Consider the following 16,407-nt stretch of genomic DNA (forward strand, 5'->3'; position numbering starts at 1 on the left):
GTTGGTGCAATGTCACCTAAAACACCGTCGTGAATTGTTTTCAACGCTGAATCGACTAAAATAATAGGAACGGGATTTCTTGTATGTGCAGTGTTTGGGCTTCCGTCAGAATTTATCATAGTTTCGCAATTGCCATGATCGGCGATTACAATAGTTGTATAATTGTTTGCTAATGCTGCTGTAATTACTTTTTCGACACATTTATCAACAGCTTCACAAGCTTTAATTGCAGCCTCCATAATTCCTGTGTGTCCCACCATATCACCGTTTGCAAAATTGAGACATACAAAATCTACTTCTTGTTTTTCTAATTCTGGAATTAAAGCTTCTGTAAGTTCATAAGCACTCATTTCTGGTTGCAAATCGTAGGTAGCTACTTTTGGAGAGTTTTTTAAAATCCTGCTTTCGCCAATAAAAGGTTGTTCTCTCCCGCCAGAAAAGAAAAATGTAACGTGTGGATATTTTTCGGTTTCGGCAATTCGAATCTGTTTTTTATTTGCTTTTTCTAGAACTTCCCCCAATGTTTCTGTTATATTGTCTTTGTTGTAAACAACTTTTACATTCTCGAAGGTTTCGTCATAATTTGTGAGTGTTACATAATACAAATTGAGTTTGTGCATGTTTTGCTCGTGAAAATCTTGTTGAGATAAGGCTTCGGTGAGTTCTCGACCACGATCGGTTCTAAAATTAAAAAAAATAACCACATCGTTATCCTGAATTGTGGTAATTTGATTATTATTGTAATCGACCATAACCATGGGTTGTAAAAATTCATCAGTTATGTCGTTTTGATAACTTTTAGCTATGCTTTCTATGAAATTTGTGGTTTTTGTACCACTTCCATTTACTAATAAATTGTAAGCTAATTTTATGCGTTCCCAGCGTTTGTCGCGATCCATGGCGTAATAACGACCAATAACAGATGCTATTTTTGCAGGTGTATTTGTAATGTAATTTTGTAAATCTTCTATATATTTTTTTCCTGATTTTGGGTCTACATCACGACCATCTGTAAAGGCATGAATAAAAACTTTTTGTAACCCGAAATCTTCTGCGGCATCTAGTAATCCTCGCAAGTGCGATGTGTGAGAATGCACACCTCCGTCGGAAAGTAATCCTAAGAAATGCACATTTACATTTTTGTCTTTTGCGTATTGAAAAGCATCTATTAGAACTTGTTCTTTGTTTAATGTATGATTGGCAACGGCTAGATTTATTTTAGCTAAGTCTTGATAAACGATTCGTCCAGCACCAAGATTCATGTGTCCAACTTCGGAGTTTCCCATTTGTCCTTCTGGTAAACCTACGTTTAGACCATCTGTTCGCAATTGTGCGCTGGGATAATTTTTGTAAAGCGAATTTATAAACGGAATGTTGGCATTGTCTATAGCAGATACTTTTGGGTCTGGCGATTTTCCCCAGCCATCGAGTATCATTAGGATTACTTTTTTGTTCATTGTTTGCAGGTTTTTAGCCCTGATGGTAACGGCATCCTTTTTCTTGCTTCTTTAGCAAGGAAAAGATATAGTGTACAGCAGGAATAGCTACAAATTTAATGAATTATATCCAGTTTTTGACTCTATTATAATCTAAAAAGTATCGTAAACTAATAGAGAAAGTTTGGTTTAATTTATCTCCAAAAAGACTATTGAAATTATCTCCTATGTTTTTATTTACATTTGAAGGACCATTATTAAAATTAGCAGAATTGTTTCTGTATAAAACGTTTAACTGACTACCAGGAGCAATCCACCAAGAATAAGAAATATCTAAATTCCAGGTGCTAAAATCTTGATTGTTTATTTGATTGTAGTTTGTAGATGAAAAAGTTCCGTTATTTTCTAGTTTTTCAAAGGCTTTGTTTTCTACATAACTCCAATAGTAACGGTTAGTGGCGTTAATTGTCATTTTGTTGTTTAAAGCATATTTTACACGTAAAGAAATTGTAGAGGTATTGACATCGCGTTGTTCGAAAATAATTTCATCATTTACAATATCAGCTAAACCTTTAGTATTCTTTTCTTTGCTGTAATTATAACTTACAATGGTCGATATTTTATTATTAAATCGATATCTCGGACTAAAATCGAAACCATATTCTGAACGTCCTTTTTCAGATGTAAAGCCTGCCCAAGGATTAACGTCTAGTGCAAATTTTCGATTGTAATTAGATGAAAAATATACCCAAGAACTATAATACTCAGGTAATTCTACATATCGTCCTTCAACGGATGGTTGATAAAAATCGTATATTTTTACTGGACGCATATTTATACCAATCCCGAATCCATCGTTCTTTTTGGTTGATAAATTTACATTAGTATTTAAATTAAATCCTTGTAAATAACCTGTTTTGTTTTCATACTCAGAATAAATATTACTATTGAGCTGGAAAGAGTTTAAAATTTTTGTTGGTTTTAGAATTCTATAATTTACGTTACCATTGAATCTCAAATAATTGGTTTGGAAATTAATTCCTAAATCGTTAGTATCAAATTTTTTTGTAACATAATTTAAACTTGTACTATAGCGTATTTTTCCGCTGGTTTCTGCAAAATTTAATGAAGTGTTGTATCCGTTTCTGTTTTTCTGGTTTTGATACTCATTTATGGTACTGTATTTAAAATCACCAGATAAGTTATAAGTGTTTTTCTTTGTGTTTAAATCAAAAACAAGACCAGAAACATTTGCATCTCTAAATTCGCCATTTCGAGTTACATTAGTATTTATAAAGGAAACAGATGAGTTTTTACGAAATCGCTGGTCAAAAGAAATAATATTATAATTTGATAAAGGTTCTACAACAGATTTTCTTTTTAACCCAGTATTTGTATTTAATATTTCAACTTCAGTTTTTTCGGTAATTGCGTTTAAAACTCCTATTCCAAGTCCGCCTTTTGTTCTTCCAGAGACTTTTAGAGCATTAAGTAAATTTACTGTATTAGGATAATTTATTACTTCTTCGTTTACTGTGGTTTCTGGATAAATTGATGGGGAACCTCCAATTCTTCTAGAATAAAACAAGCTTCCTTTATTAAACAAATCGGTTCCTTCTGTAAAAAAAGGTCTGTTTTCGCTAAATTGTTGTTCGAACGGGCCAAGATTTAGAATTTTATTATCGAATGCAGTTTGACCAAAGTCTGGGACCAAAATTGCATCTAAAGTAAAGGCATCATTTATTCCATATTTTATGTCTAAACCGCCTTTTATTTCAGTTTTTGTGCCTTCTTTGTCTTTGTTAGCATAAAAAGAAGCATAAGGAAAAAAGAATAATCGAGTTGGTGTTTTTATATTTTCAATGCCATGCAATTCCCCTGCTTGTTGTTCTAACGATCCTTTTTTGTTATCTACGTTTGTCCAAAAATAAAGTTGTCTGTCACGACGTATTTGTCTTAAAAAATTAATTCCCCAAGTTTGATTATTTCCCTTTGGAAATCGAAGTGCTGAATAGGGAATTTTCATTTCTACAATCCAACCTTTGTCTGTTATTTTTACTTCACTGGTCCAAATAGCATCCCAAGAGAAGTCTTCTCCAGTTTGAGCATTTGAATTACAGTCTAATTGAACGCCAGCTGCAGTAACAAAAAACCTAAATTCTTGCTGACCATCATTGTAACCATTTAAGCTAACACCAAAAAAATCGGAAGAACCATCATCATCACGCTGTGTGATTTCTTTCATAATTTTGTTTGGTTCATCATCATTGAGAATTGCTCCTATATATATAGCCTCATTATCATAAACTATTTTGATATCACTTTTTTTATTATCTGAAATTTGTTTCCCATTATCAGGTTCAAACATAAAAAAGTCTGTGGCTATTTCTGCTTTGTTCCAAATAGCGTCATTTAGTTCACCATCGATTGAAATTTTTTCGTCAGTAAAAAGTGCTTTGAGTTTCTTTTTTTCTAGAGTAGTGCTATTTGATTGGTTTTCTGAACTTGAAGTAGGGTTGTTTTGCGCCTGAATGTTTATATTAAACAGGATTATTAGTATAAATGCAAATCTGTATACCATAATTTTGATTTTGATGATGTTAACAAAGTTATGAATTTTCTTAGCTGAACAGTTGCTATTTATGAATAGTTTAACTAATTATTAAAATTAAAAAAACCGTTGAAATGTTAAATTTTACCGATTAAGTGCAAAAAAATTTGGTTTGTATTATTTTTTATCACATATTTGTCTTGTTGAAATAATAACACAATTAAAAGATAATCAATGACTTACAGAATCTTACCTCTTCTTCTAGTATTTTTTATGTCTTTTGCTCCAAAGGCTACTACTAACACAGACCCTATCTTAATTGCTAGTGCAACTGCAAACAACCTAGCGGCAAGAATCGAAATTGTTTATAATTCATTAGATGCAAATCATTTTGCTATGCCTCAAATTACTTGTTTTAAAAAAGCGATGGCAGGTTTTTATGCTTTAAAAGAAAAAGGGCTAATACATAAAGATATTCTAACAGTAATTGATTTTAGCATGTCATCTACTAAGAAGAGATTATGGGTAATCGATTTGTCTACGAATACTATTTTATATAATTCGTTAGTTTCTCACGGAATGAATTCCGGTGGTGAGTATGCAAAGAACTTTTCAAACGCTCCAAGTTCAAATAAAAGCAGTTTAGGTTTTTATACTACAGGAGAAACCTACATGGGAAAACACGGATTGTCATTGAAGCTAGATGGACAAGAAAGAGGGATAAATAGCAATGCTCGTTCAAGAGCAGTTGTAATGCATGGAGCAAGTTATGCTAATCCATCAATATTAAGATCTCAAGGTTATTTAGGAAGATCTCAAGGTTGTCCTGCAATTCCTGAAGCTTTAAAAAAGGAAATAATAAAAACTATAAAAGGTAAATCTTGTATATTTATTTACCACCCAAGTAGAAGTTACGAAATTGCGTCTAGATTAGTTTCTTAGTTTAGAATATAAATCGAAATCGAGACAGTAAATATCTTCTCTAAACTGCAATTTTCCATTTTGTAGCCAAGCAGTCCAGTATAATTGATGTATCAAAATTTCATCAGTAATATTTATCACAATTGTTTTTAATTCTGGTTTAGCATATTTTCTTTCAGGAATTACTAAAAGTGGATTTTTAGCTAAAAGCTTAGCGTTTTTTATGGCAATTTTCTTTTCTTTTTCTTTTTGTAGTTTGTTGTAATAATTAATGTCTGTTGTATCTTGAATAGTTTTTAGATCCCATTTGGATTCATCATTAATAAGATAAGTTGCCATTTCTAGTGGTTTTTCTAGACGTACACAACCAGAACTTAAAGACCTGTAAGTGTAAGCAAAATAATCTCGATGGTTAGTGTCATGAAGATAAACAGAATATTTATTTGGGAAATTTATTTTCATTAGTCCTAAAGCATTATTTCTGCTAGGGTTTTGTACATATTTGTACTTTTTTGCATCTTCCATTTTCCAATCCCACGGGCTTACTTCTTTGTTTTTGCTATTTAAAATGACTAGATTTTTTTTCTTAAAAACACTCCTGTCTTTTATAGCATCTGGGTAAATATCTTCTTTTAAAATAGTTGGTGGAACAGTCCAATTTGGGTTTAGATTTATGTTGGAAACTCTAGATTCAATTATTGGCGTTTGCCTAGTTTCTTTCCCCACGACAATTCTTTGTTTTTGCATGGTATCATTGTTTTTTATAGCAACTAAAGTGTAATCTGGAATGTTTATTAAAAGGTAATTTTTACCAAAATCATTCGAATACCATCTCCAACGTTCCATGTTTGCAATCACTTGCTCAATTCTTTGGTTTCTTGAAAAATTCATTGCTAAAACAGTTCCTCTTCCTATAACTCCGTCAGGAAATAATCCGTGACGTGCTTGAAATGCTTTTACGGCATCTTGAGTTTCTTTGTCATAAATAGTAGTCAAAGTATCATTCTGTTTCATATCCTGCCAATACATTAATCGACTTTTTATGGTTTTTACAATTTTATGAGATTTGTTAAGAGAAATTTTATCCTTCGGTTTTAGAATAATAAATTGAACAGAATCTTTAGGAAATGAATTTAATATTCTAAGCGCTTCTTTTAAGCTTTTGTATACTGGATGTTTTGGTTTACAATTTTCAAATAGAGTTGGAAAACTATTATTTTCAAAAGCCTCAATAATCAAAGTATTTGCATCGATTGTTTTTTCTTTCAAATCCCAATCTCCTGCAGTTATTTTAGGAGAAATTTTGCCTTTATATATATGAGAAACATATTTTTGAAGACTTTGTGTAAATAGTAAATCGAACTCAACTATTTTAGGATCATCTAAGCTGTTAAATTTATTATGTAAATCGAGTAATTTATCATAATTGTAATCATTAGGAAGTAAGCCTTCGTTGGTAGCATTTTTAAACTCATCTAAAATAACAACTCTTTTTTCATTAGAAGTCCAAACGGTTTCGTTATTGTAGTTTTTGTAAAAAGTTATTAATGCTGGATTGTTGTAGCTACTTAATAAAACAGAATCTATTTTTACAGAAAATTTCAGAAACGAAAAATCTACAAAATCATTATTTTCTGAGGTATTCTTTATCGAAGTATTTTTGCAACAGATAAAAACTATAATAGCTAGAAATAAGTAAATATGCTTCATTTAGTATTGTTATAAATTTTTAAACATTAAAAAATGAATTCCCACATCAGTAATAGTAAAAGGAAATCCATTTTTGGTGTAACCTAATTTTTCGTAAAATGTTACAGCAGTTTCTCGGGCGTTAAACCAGATTAAATTTGTGTCATTATTTTTTAAATAATCTTCACAATGTTTAATTAACAGTTTTCCGTATCCTTTTTCTTGAAATTCTTCCAAGATTGCCATTCCACGAATTTGATATTGATTTGGGAATTTAAAAATACTATTTTTATTTTTATAAATCGACACAACACCCACAATTTTTCCATTATTAAAATAGCCAAAGTGTTTTGTTTGTTCCAGATTATCGCCATCAAAAAAACAAGTTTCAATTGGTTTTCCTTTTCGTAAAACCTTATGGCGGACAGAAAATGTTTCTTGAAAAGTAATTTCTTTAATAATTTCCATAGGTTTTAGGACGGCTAAAAGTTTAATAATAAATGATTTATGAAGATTAATGTTTTTAATAAAAATAAAGTGTCTTTTTTTTCAAAAAAAATTTGCAACTAACGAGAAATATTATTTATATTTGCACCTCAGTAATGCGAAAGTAGCTCAGTTGGTAGAGCTCCAGCCTTCCAAGCTGGTTGTCGCGAGTTCGAGCCTCGTCTTTCGCTCTTCATAGAAACCTCAAATGTAAGTTTGAGGTTTTTTTATGTCAAAAAATTAAAATTTGTATTTGTTTCTAACTCAATTGGAGTTTCATTTTGTCGAAATAGCCTTGCGGTTAAATTTCCTTTCAAGATAATAGTCTCTCCATAAATCTCTAACCAACTCCCTTCTCGTAATCCCAAAACAGGAATGCTACTTAGGGTATGAAATTCGTTTATTCGGGTTTCTCGAGTTTCTCCCATATGAGTCGATTGGTTGTTTGCATCTAGATAATGCGGATTCAGATTAAATGGAATTAATTCTAAAGTGTTAAAACTTTCAGGTAAAACAATGGGCATGTCATTAGTTGTATTCATTGTCATTCCGCCTATATTACTTCCAGCACTTGTGCCTAAATAAGGAGTTCCAGCGTCAATAGTATTTTTTAAAACAGTCATCAAATTGTTTTTGTATAGTTGCGAAACTAGCAAAAAAGTATTGCCTCCGCCAGTAAAAATTGCTTCGGCCCTTTGTATGGCTTCTGCGGGATTTTTGTACTGATGAATACCTTGTACGGATATATTTATTTTGGCAAAAGCCATGCTTACTTTTTTAGTGTAATCATCATGCGAAATCCCACTAGGTCTAGCGTAAGGTATAAAAAGCAACGTTTTGCAATTTACAAAATGAGTAGCTAATGTTGGTAACAAATAATCTAAATAGTCACCATTATATAAGGTAGAAGTGCTGGCAAGAATAACTCTTTTCATTGTTTTCAAATTTAATATATCAAAGGTAAATATTATTATTAACAAAAATATTACCATGACATTAATAATAAATTGTGAAGATTGACGTCTATTTTTACAAAATATTAAGCGTTTATGAAGCAAATTTTATTTTTAGTATTTTCGTTTTTATTTTTATCTCAATGTGTTTCCTCGCAAATATTATTGAAAGGAAAAGTAATCTCGGAAGCTTCAAACCTAGAAGGTATTCACGTTATTAATCTGACTAACGAAAAAAGTGCACTAACCGAAAAAAGCGGATTTTTCTCGATTTTAGCCAAGCCAATGGATACTTTAATGTTTTCAGGAATGCAGGTAAAAGGAATGCAAATTGTTTTGAAGCAATCAGATTTTTCCGAAAGTCTGTTTTTTATGCGTTTAAAACAGCAAGTTAATATGTTAGATGAGGTCTATATAAAAAATTATCCAGAAATAAATGCCGTTTCGTTAGGGATAATCCCAAAAGGAACAAAATCATACACACCAGCACAAAGACGATTAAGAACTGCAACGGCTCCTTTTGCAAGTATAGAAGCTGGAGGAATGGCAGGCGGTTCGGTAGGTTTAGATCCTTTATTAAACTGGATTTCTGGAAGAACAGCGATGCTGAAAAAAGAACTCGAAGTCGAGAAGAAAGAACGATTGCAAGCAAAAATTGATAATTTATATGAAGAATATTTTTTTACTGAAACCTTAAAAATTCCTTCTCAATATGTAAAAGGATTTCAGATGTATGTTAGCGATGACGAAAGATTAATTGCTAGTATAAAATCTAAAAATAAAACAATGACTACTTTTTTGCTAGGCGAATTAGCTCAAAAATACCTATTGATTACTTTTCCAAAGAAAGAATAATTACTTTTACAAGATGAAGAAATCAATACTATATTGTGTACTGTTTTTATCGATAATTAGTTTATCATCTTTTATTGCGCATAAATTTTATGTATCTATTTATCAAATTAATTATGCTCAAGATAAAAAAATGATTCAAATTACATCACGTATTTTTTACGATGATTTGAATATGGTTTTAAAGAAAAAATTCAATAAAACAACCCATATTGGTGAAAGTGATGAATCTGAAGAAGATATTCAATTGATGAAAAAATATATTTCAGATCATTTTTTAATTAAAGTAAATGGGAAACAAAAAAGCATCAATTATTTAAGTAAAGAAATAGAAGCTAATATTGTAATTTGTTATTTCAAAATAACAGATGTGGCTAAAATAAAGTCATTAGAAATTGAAAACACAGCACTATTTGAACTCGATTCTAATCAGCAGAATATCATTCAAACTACTATTTACAATAAAAAACAAAATCTATTGCTAACTCCAGATAATGTGAAAGGTTTGTTAAATCATTAATAAAAAGATTTTCTTTAATAAAAATAATTAATTTTATAGCATAACAATTGCAAACCAACTATGAAAACTATTATTACTTCCTTATTTTTTTTACTAGCAACACCAACAATTTCTATTGCGCAAGAAGCAAAAGACGTTCAAAAACCTAAAGAACAAGGGCATAGCGATGTGAATAAGTTTAGACAAATGTATAATGAGTTTGCAACGCCAAACATGTATCGTACAGCTTCTGGTGCTCCAGGTCCAGAATATTATCAGCAACAAGCAGATTATAAAATGGATATTGAGCTTGATGATAAAAACGCCAAATTATACGGAACAGAAACCATTACGTATACTAACAATGCTAAGGAATCATTAGAATATTTATGGTTGCAATTAGATCAGAATATTTTAGCAAAAACATCTAAAACACCACTAGTTCGAGACACAAAAATAGATCCGGCAATTAGTGTAGCAGGATTTTCAAGAACTTTTCTTGAGGAAAAATTTGATGGTGGTTTCAAAATAGAATATGTAAAAGATGCAAAAGGAAGCTCAGTTTCCTATACTGTTAATGAAACTATGATGCGAATTAATCTAGATAAGCCATTAGCAAAAGGTCAGAAGATGGTTCTGAATATAAAATGGTGGTACAATATCAATAATTATATGATCGATGGTGGTCGTTCTGGTTTTGAACAATTCAAAGATGGAAATAGATTGTATGTTTTAGCACAGTTTTTCCCAAGAATGGCGGTTTATAATGATGTGGAAGGTTGGCAAAATATGCAATTTTGGGGAAGCGGAGAGTTTGCTTTGCCTTTCGGAAATTACGAAGTAAATATTACCGTTCCTGCAGATCATGTGATGGAAGCAACTGGAAATTTGATAAACAGAGCTGAAGTCTTTACGCCACAACAAGTACAACGTTATGTTCAAGCACAAACTTCTTACGATAATCCAGTAATTATTGTCACGCAAGCTGAAGCCGTGGCTAAAGAAACTTCGTTTTCTGACAAGAAAAAAACTTGGAAATTTAAAGCGGAAAACGTACGTGATTTTGGAATTTCAACCTCTCGTAAATTTATACACGATGCCATGGCGGTTAAGTTGGGTGGAAAAACTGTAATGGCAACATCAGTTTATCCAAAAGAAGGAAATCCGCTTTGGGAACAATTTTCTACAAGAGCTGTTGCACATACATTAAAATCATATTCTAGTCATACTTTCGATTATCCGTATCCGAAAGCAGTTTCAGTAAACGCTCAGGATCAAGGAATGGAATACCCAATGATTTGTTGGAATTTTGGTCGTCCAGATACTGACGGAAAATATTCTGACGACGTTAAATACGGAATGTTAGGCGTAATCATTCACGAAGTAGGACACAATTATTTTCCAATGATTGTTAACTCAGATGAGCGCCAATGGACTTGGATGGACGAAGGTTTGAATACTTTTATGCAATATATGGCAGAAACCGAATGGACAGAATCTAAATTTCCATCACGTCGTGGGCCAGCTAGATTAATTGTACCTTATATGAGTGGCGACCAAAATGGTTTAGAGCCTATTATGTCAAATTCTGAAGTTTTAAAACAATTTGGAAACAATGCTTACGGAAAACCAGCAACAGGATTAAATATATTGCGCGAAACTATTATGGGGCGTGAGTTGTTCGATTACGCTTTCAAAACGTATGCAAATCGCTGGAAATTTAAGCATCCAACACCCGAAGATTTTTTTAGAACTATGGAAGATGCATCGGCGGTAGATTTAGATTGGTTTTGGAGAGGATGGTTTTATTCTACAGATTATTCTGATATCGGAATTAAAGAAGTGAAACAATGTTTTGTAAGTAATGAAGCTCCAAAAGAGTATAAAGCTCCAGAAATAACAAGACGTAATCGTTTTGCTGCTACTGGACCAAAAGTGTATATGGTTGCTGAAGGTAGTGAAGGATTTAATTCAGAGATGAGCAAACCGTTAAATATAAAAGAAATTAAAACTCTTGATGAATATATTACTTCTAAATTTTCTGAAGCAGAAATTGCTAAATTAGAAACACCAAAATATTTCTATGAAGTAAGGTTCAATAAACCTGGTGGATTAGTTATGCCAATAATTGTGGAACTAACTTTTGAAGACGGAACAACTCAAAATCAAACATTTCCAGCACAAATCTGGAGAATGAATGACAACGAAGTATCTCGTACATTTGCCACACAAAAAATTGTGAAAAAAATAACAGTTGACCCAAAACTAGAAACAGCCGATATTGACGTGACCAATAATACTTGGCCAAAAGAAGTTGTTAAATCTAAATTTGATTAAGATAACTTTGTAACTTTGTGATTTAAATTTCAAAAAGATGTTCGGAATAGGAGGAGGAGAATTAGTATTTATTATTTTTATAGCATTAATGCTTTTTGGAGCAGATAAAATACCAGATATTGCCCGTACTTTAGGAAAAGGAATGGCACAATTAAAAAATGCAACAAACGAAATAAAAAGCGAAATCACTAAAAGCGCTGATTCAAATGATTTAGATTTTAATAATCTAACTAACAATTTTACAAAAGAAATAGATAGTGTAAAGCAAGGTTTCAATAAAATGATAACGGATAATTCTTCTGAAGATATGACGGGAACAAAAGCTATCGCTGAAGATGTTACATCAGAAATAGCTAGTGTCAAACAAAACTTAGACGACTTAACAGGTCCAATAAAACGTCAACTATAATGTTCGAAAAAATTATAGATTTAGACAAACAATTACTTGTTTTTTTGAATGGTTTGGGATCAGAAACATTTGATCCATTATGGTTTTTTTTGACAAAACAAATCAATTGGATTCCATTTTTTCTATTCTTATTGTATTTAGTTTATAAAAAATTAGGAGCAAAGCAAACCATTATTGTTATACTTTTTGTTGCCGTTTTACTTACAGTAAATAATACAATTACAGAGTTTTTTAAAGAAACATTTCAAAGATTACGCCCTTGCAATGATCCAGAAATTAAAGAAATCATTAGAAATATAAAACCAAGTTCTACCTTTAGTTTTTTCTCAGGACATTCCTCAAATACGATGGCAGTTTTTGTGTTTTTATATTCAATATTTAAAAATCATTATAAATATTTCGGACTTGTAATCCTTTGGCCGTTTATATTTGCTTACAGTCGTATTTATATTGGCTTACACTTTCCGACTGATATTTTAGCAGGATATACTTGCGGAATCATTATGGGATTTTTGACCTATAAATTGTATCAATTACTTCAAATTAGATATTTTAAAGTAAATTTTTAGGAGCTTTTTCCAGCTGTTCACTATATCTTTTTCTTGCTAAAGAAGCAAGAAAAAGGATGCCGTTTCCATCTGGGCTAGAGCATTCGACTAACAGTCAAACCATCTCTTATAGGTAACAAAACGGTTTCAACTCTTGGGTCATTTTTTAAAAGTAAATTGTATTCCAACAAAATTTTTGTGCTCAAATCATTTTTTTCTAAAGGCGAAACAACTTTTCCAGACCACAAAACATTATCAGATAAGATAATACCACCTTTATTTATTTTAGGAACAATCAAATTAAAATAATTAATGTAGTTTTCTTTATCGGCATCAATAAAAACCAAATCAAATTTCAAATCCAAATCAGGTATAATAGCAACAGCTTCGCCTAGATGTTGTACAATTTGATTTCCCCAAGGAGATTTGTCAAAATATTTTCGCTGAAAATCGATTAATTCTTCCTTAATGTCAATAGTATGTAATTGTCCATTTTCTTGCATTCCTTCACACAAACACAACCCAGAATAGCCAGTATAAGTGCCTATTTCAAGAATATTTACCGGACGAATAAGTTTAGATAACATACTAAGAACTCGACCCTGAAAATGACCACTTAACATTCTTGGTAACAAGATTTTTTGGTACGTTTCTTTATTAAGTTGTGCTAATAATTCAGGTTCGTTTTCTGAATGCTGCTCGATATAATCTTCTAAATCTTGAGAAAGGAAGTGCATTTGATAAAATTTTAAGCAAAAATACAAATTACCAAAACAAGAATAACGAAATCAACAAAATAACGTAAATTTGCACCATGCAAACAGAGAAAAAAGACATACGAGCATTATCTAAAGTACAATTACGTGATTTTTTTGTGGCTAATAATGACCAAGCATTTCGTGGCAATCAAGTATACGAATGGTTATGGAGCAAAGGTTCCCATAGCTTCGAAGACATGACAAATGTTTCTAAAGAAACGAGACAAATGCTAATAGAAAATTTTGTCATCAATCATATCAAAGTAGATACGATGCAACGCAGCTCTGACGGAACTGTAAAAAATGCAGTCCGTTTGCACGATGGTTTAATTGTCGAGTCAGTTCTAATTCCAACAGAAACTAGAACTACTGCTTGTGTTTCGAGCCAAGTAGGTTGCAGTTTAGATTGTAATTTCTGTGCAACAGCACGACTAAAACGCATGCGAAACCTAGAGCCTGGAGAGATTTATGATCAAGTTATTGCTATAGATAGAGAAAGTAAATTGTATTACAACAGGCCTTTGTCTAATATTGTATTTATGGGAATGGGAGAGCCACTCATGAATTATAACAATGTAATTAAAGCTATCGACATGATAACTTCTAACGAAGGATTGGGTATGTCACCAAAAAGAATTACAGTTTCTACATCAGGTGTTTCTAAGATGATTCGAAAAATGGCTGATGATGAGGTAAAATTTAAACTAGCCGTTTCCTTGCATTCAGCTATCGAAGAGATTCGTAATCGAATTATGCCATTTACAAAAAGTTTTCCTTTACCAGAATTGCGTGAATCTTTAGAATATTGGTATCATAAAACAAAAAGTAAAATTACCTACGAATATGTGGTTTGGAAAGGTATAAATGACAACAAAGAATCTATAGACGCATTGGTCAAATTTTGTAAATATGTTCCTTGTAAAGTTAATTTGATAGAATATAATCCTATTGATGATGGTGAGTTTCAACAGGCATCACCAGAAATTATTGATGACTATATAAAGGCATTGGCAAAAAATGATATTGTTGCAAAGGTTCGCCGAAGCAGAGGAAAAGATATTGATGCAGCTTGTGGACAATTAGCTAATAAAGAAATATAATTAAATACAAACAATTTTGTTTTTTATAGCATATAATACTAATCCTATTCTGGTTTTTAACTCTAGTTTTTGAAATAGATTCTCTCGATAGCCGTCAATTGTTTTTGGGCTTAAACACATACCGTCAGCGATTTCTTTATATGTTTTCTCGGTGCAAGCCAGTTTTATAAATTCGACTTCTCGTTCTTTTAAAATTATTTTATTTTCATTATTTCCTAACTTGTTTATTATAAATCCTGAAACCATTTCAGAATAGTAAACGCCTTTGTGATAAACATCTAGAAGAGCATCTTTGAAAACTGTAGGGCTCGTATCTTTGAGTAAGTAGCCCTTGGCTCCGTTGGTGATCATTTTCATTATGGTATCTTCATCGTCATTTACAGAAAGTGCAACAACTTTTAATTCAGGGCTATTTTCTTTAATCCATTTCATAGTTTCAATTCCGTCCATAATGGGCATATTCACGTCAAGTAAAACAATGTTTGGTTTTTCAAATTCAGTATCTGTGAATGAATTTATAAATTCTTTCCCATTACTATAACTACCTATTACTACAAACTCCTTAAATGTTCCTATTAGGTAAGAGAGTGATTGTGAGAATAGCAGATGGTCGTCTACAATTATTATTTTAATTTTTTCCATAATCCTGATTGTTATTTTCTGTTTTTATAGGATAGTCAATCATTAATATTGTTCCCTTATTTTCTTCTGAATAAATGGTAAAAAGGGCTCCAATCAAATCGGCTCTTTTTTCAATATTAGATAATCCAGAACCTTTAATGCTTTTTTGTACATCAAATCCTTTTCCCGTATCTATTACATCTATTTTACAATTGTGTTCAGTAAATAAGATGTTTATTATAATGGAATCGCTATGTGAATGTCTTAATATATTTGAAATTGCCTCTTGCAACATTCTATAAATAATAGTTTCATGTTCTTTATTTATGGTTTGAATTTCGCCATCAATGTTTAGTTTGCATTTAATTTTTTTAAGCTCTTTAATTCGTTCTAAATCTTCCGAGATAGCTGATATGAAACTAGTGTTAAGGAATATATCACCGTTCATTATTTTTGAAAGCAGTCTAATTTCGTTTAGCGATTTGGTTACTAATTCTTTTATGTTTTCCAAATTTTTTTTAGAATACTCATCATCACTTTCAATAATAATATTCATTTGCATCAAAGCAACAGAAAGTATTTGACCAATATTATCATGTAATTCTCGACTAATATTAGTTAAAGTTTGTTCTTTTATTTCGATTTTTGATTTAGTGAGTTCAGATTGAAAAAATAATTCGGACTCCATTTGGTCTATCAAAAATTTTGATTTCTTTTTTTGAAAAAAGGAAAATAAAATAAATATAGCCAGTAATAGCGTAAATAAAACGATGCTAAATGATATGACTAGTAATTGTATTTCTTCTCGCTCCATATAAATCCTATAACAAAACAACAGTTCATAAGTAAATTTAGAAAAAATATAATTAATCCGTAAATTGTTGGATTATAATCTATCAAAAACCATTGTAATGATAGCATAAAAGGTAAAAAAGGGACATGAAAAATTAATACTCCTAAAATAAACCAAAAAAATATAGACTTACTATAATTTAATATTAGCTGTGAAGTAAATACTTCAAAAATATAAAGTAAACTTAAAATGGTAACAAATAGAACGCCAATTGCATACCCATTTGTTACAACATTTTTAAAAAGATTTTGAATAAATAAAATATTTATTATGTAACCAATTAAAAAAATGAAGAGAAATAAAGAAGCAATATTTTGATATACTATTTTTTTTAGTAATGATTTTAAAAAAATTAAATAATAAGTAAAAAGAATAAGGATGTATAAATTATAAA

At 31.0% G+C, this 16,407-nt stretch carries 15 protein-coding genes and 1 tRNA gene; 8 read left to right on the forward strand and 8 right to left on the reverse strand.

Annotated features, from left to right (window positions below; genetic code table 11):
* Both gpmI and ACHZC3_RS01535 read right to left on the reverse strand, forming a co-directional pair.
* On the reverse strand, nt 1-1,457 hold a 1,457-nt coding region (gene gpmI, locus ACHZC3_RS01530), incomplete at its 3' end, for a 2,3-bisphosphoglycerate-independent phosphoglycerate mutase (RefSeq protein ID WP_394758112.1).
* A gap of 103 nt (nt 1,458-1,560) precedes the next feature.
* Nucleotides 1,561-4,017 carry a DUF5916 domain-containing protein gene (locus tag ACHZC3_RS01535; RefSeq protein WP_394758113.1) on the reverse strand — a complete coding sequence of 819 codons (2,457 nt, stop codon included), beginning with the start codon at nt 4,015-4,017 and terminating at the stop codon, nt 1,561-1,563.
* Nucleotides 4,018-4,221: 204 nt separating this feature from the next.
* On the opposite strand from ACHZC3_RS01535, the gene ACHZC3_RS01540 reads away from it, so the two are divergent.
* A complete protein-coding gene (locus ACHZC3_RS01540) occupies nt 4,222-4,929 on the forward strand; it encodes a murein L,D-transpeptidase catalytic domain family protein (RefSeq protein WP_394758114.1) in 708 nt (235 codons plus the stop codon).
* On the opposite strand, the gene ACHZC3_RS01545 is transcribed toward ACHZC3_RS01540, so the two are convergent.
* Together ACHZC3_RS01545 and ACHZC3_RS01550 are read right to left on the reverse strand one after the other, a co-directional pair.
* Nucleotides 4,918-6,618, reverse strand: a complete 1,701-nt coding sequence (locus ACHZC3_RS01545) for a murein L,D-transpeptidase (protein WP_394758115.1) — start codon at nt 6,616-6,618, stop codon at nt 4,918-4,920. The genes ACHZC3_RS01540 and ACHZC3_RS01545 overlap by 12 nt on opposite strands.
* 9 nt (nt 6,619-6,627) lie before the next feature.
* Complete coding sequence (locus ACHZC3_RS01550) at nt 6,628-7,065, reverse strand: GNAT family N-acetyltransferase (RefSeq protein ID WP_394758116.1); 438 nt, start codon at nt 7,063-7,065, stop codon at nt 6,628-6,630.
* A 136-nt stretch (nt 7,066-7,201) separates the two neighbouring features.
* Here ACHZC3_RS01550 and ACHZC3_RS01555 point away from each other — a divergent pair.
* Nucleotides 7,202-7,274, forward strand: a tRNA-Gly gene (locus ACHZC3_RS01555).
* Between the two features lie 36 nt (nt 7,275-7,310).
* On the opposite strand, the gene pepE is transcribed toward ACHZC3_RS01555, so the two are convergent.
* Complete coding sequence (gene pepE / locus ACHZC3_RS01560; protein WP_394758117.1) at nt 7,311-8,018, reverse strand: dipeptidase PepE; 708 nt, start codon at nt 8,016-8,018, stop codon at nt 7,311-7,313.
* A gap of 114 nt (nt 8,019-8,132) precedes the next feature.
* Between pepE and ACHZC3_RS01565 the strand changes: the two genes are divergently transcribed.
* The 5 genes from ACHZC3_RS01565 to ACHZC3_RS01585 are packed head-to-tail and all read left to right on the forward strand — an operon-like array spanning nt 8,133 to nt 12,702.
* Nucleotides 8,133-8,891, forward strand: coding sequence for a hypothetical protein (locus ACHZC3_RS01565; RefSeq protein ID WP_394758118.1), 759 nt, complete (start codon nt 8,133-8,135; stop codon nt 8,889-8,891).
* Nucleotides 8,892-8,904: 13 nt separating this feature from the next.
* Nucleotides 8,905-9,408, forward strand: coding sequence for a DUF6702 family protein (locus ACHZC3_RS01570; RefSeq protein ID WP_394758119.1), 504 nt, complete (start codon nt 8,905-8,907; stop codon nt 9,406-9,408).
* A gap of 60 nt (nt 9,409-9,468) precedes the next feature.
* Nucleotides 9,469-11,724 carry a M1 family metallopeptidase gene (locus ACHZC3_RS01575; RefSeq protein ID WP_394758120.1) on the forward strand — a complete coding sequence of 752 codons (2,256 nt, stop codon included), beginning with the start codon at nt 9,469-9,471 and terminating at the stop codon, nt 11,722-11,724.
* A gap of 37 nt (nt 11,725-11,761) precedes the next feature.
* The gene (locus tag ACHZC3_RS01580) at nt 11,762-12,133 is read left to right on the forward strand and encodes a twin-arginine translocase TatA/TatE family subunit (RefSeq protein ID WP_394758121.1); all 372 of its coding nucleotides are present in this window, start codon (nt 11,762-11,764) and stop codon (nt 12,131-12,133) included.
* Entirely contained in the window at nt 12,133-12,702 is a 570-nt protein-coding gene (locus ACHZC3_RS01585; protein WP_394758122.1) for a phosphatase PAP2 family protein, read from the forward strand. Before ACHZC3_RS01580 ends, ACHZC3_RS01585 begins: the two co-directional genes overlap by 1 nt.
* A 74-nt stretch (nt 12,703-12,776) precedes the next feature.
* Here ACHZC3_RS01585 and ACHZC3_RS01590 read toward each other — a convergent pair whose 3' ends face one another.
* Nucleotides 12,777-13,418: an O-methyltransferase gene (locus tag ACHZC3_RS01590; RefSeq protein ID WP_394758123.1), complete on the reverse strand. Its 642-nt coding sequence runs from the start codon at nt 13,416-13,418 to the stop codon at nt 12,777-12,779.
* A gap of 77 nt (nt 13,419-13,495) precedes the next feature.
* On the opposite strand from ACHZC3_RS01590, the gene rlmN reads away from it, so the two are divergent.
* Complete coding sequence (gene rlmN / locus ACHZC3_RS01595; protein ID WP_394758124.1) at nt 13,496-14,539, forward strand: 23S rRNA (adenine(2503)-C(2))-methyltransferase RlmN; 1,044 nt, start codon at nt 13,496-13,498, stop codon at nt 14,537-14,539.
* Here rlmN and ACHZC3_RS01600 read toward each other — a convergent pair whose 3' ends face one another.
* Nucleotides 14,540-15,181, reverse strand: a complete 642-nt coding sequence (locus ACHZC3_RS01600) for a response regulator (protein ID WP_394758125.1) — start codon at nt 15,179-15,181, stop codon at nt 14,540-14,542.
* Nucleotides 15,168-15,848, reverse strand: coding sequence for a sensor histidine kinase (locus ACHZC3_RS01605; RefSeq protein WP_394758126.1), 681 nt, complete (start codon nt 15,846-15,848; stop codon nt 15,168-15,170). Before ACHZC3_RS01605 ends, ACHZC3_RS01600 begins: the two co-directional genes overlap by 14 nt.
* Nucleotides 15,849-16,407 lie beyond the last annotated feature (559 nt).

Source organism: Flavobacterium sp., assembly GCF_043720215.1.
GTDB lineage: Bacteria > Bacteroidota > Bacteroidia > Flavobacteriales > Flavobacteriaceae > Flavobacterium.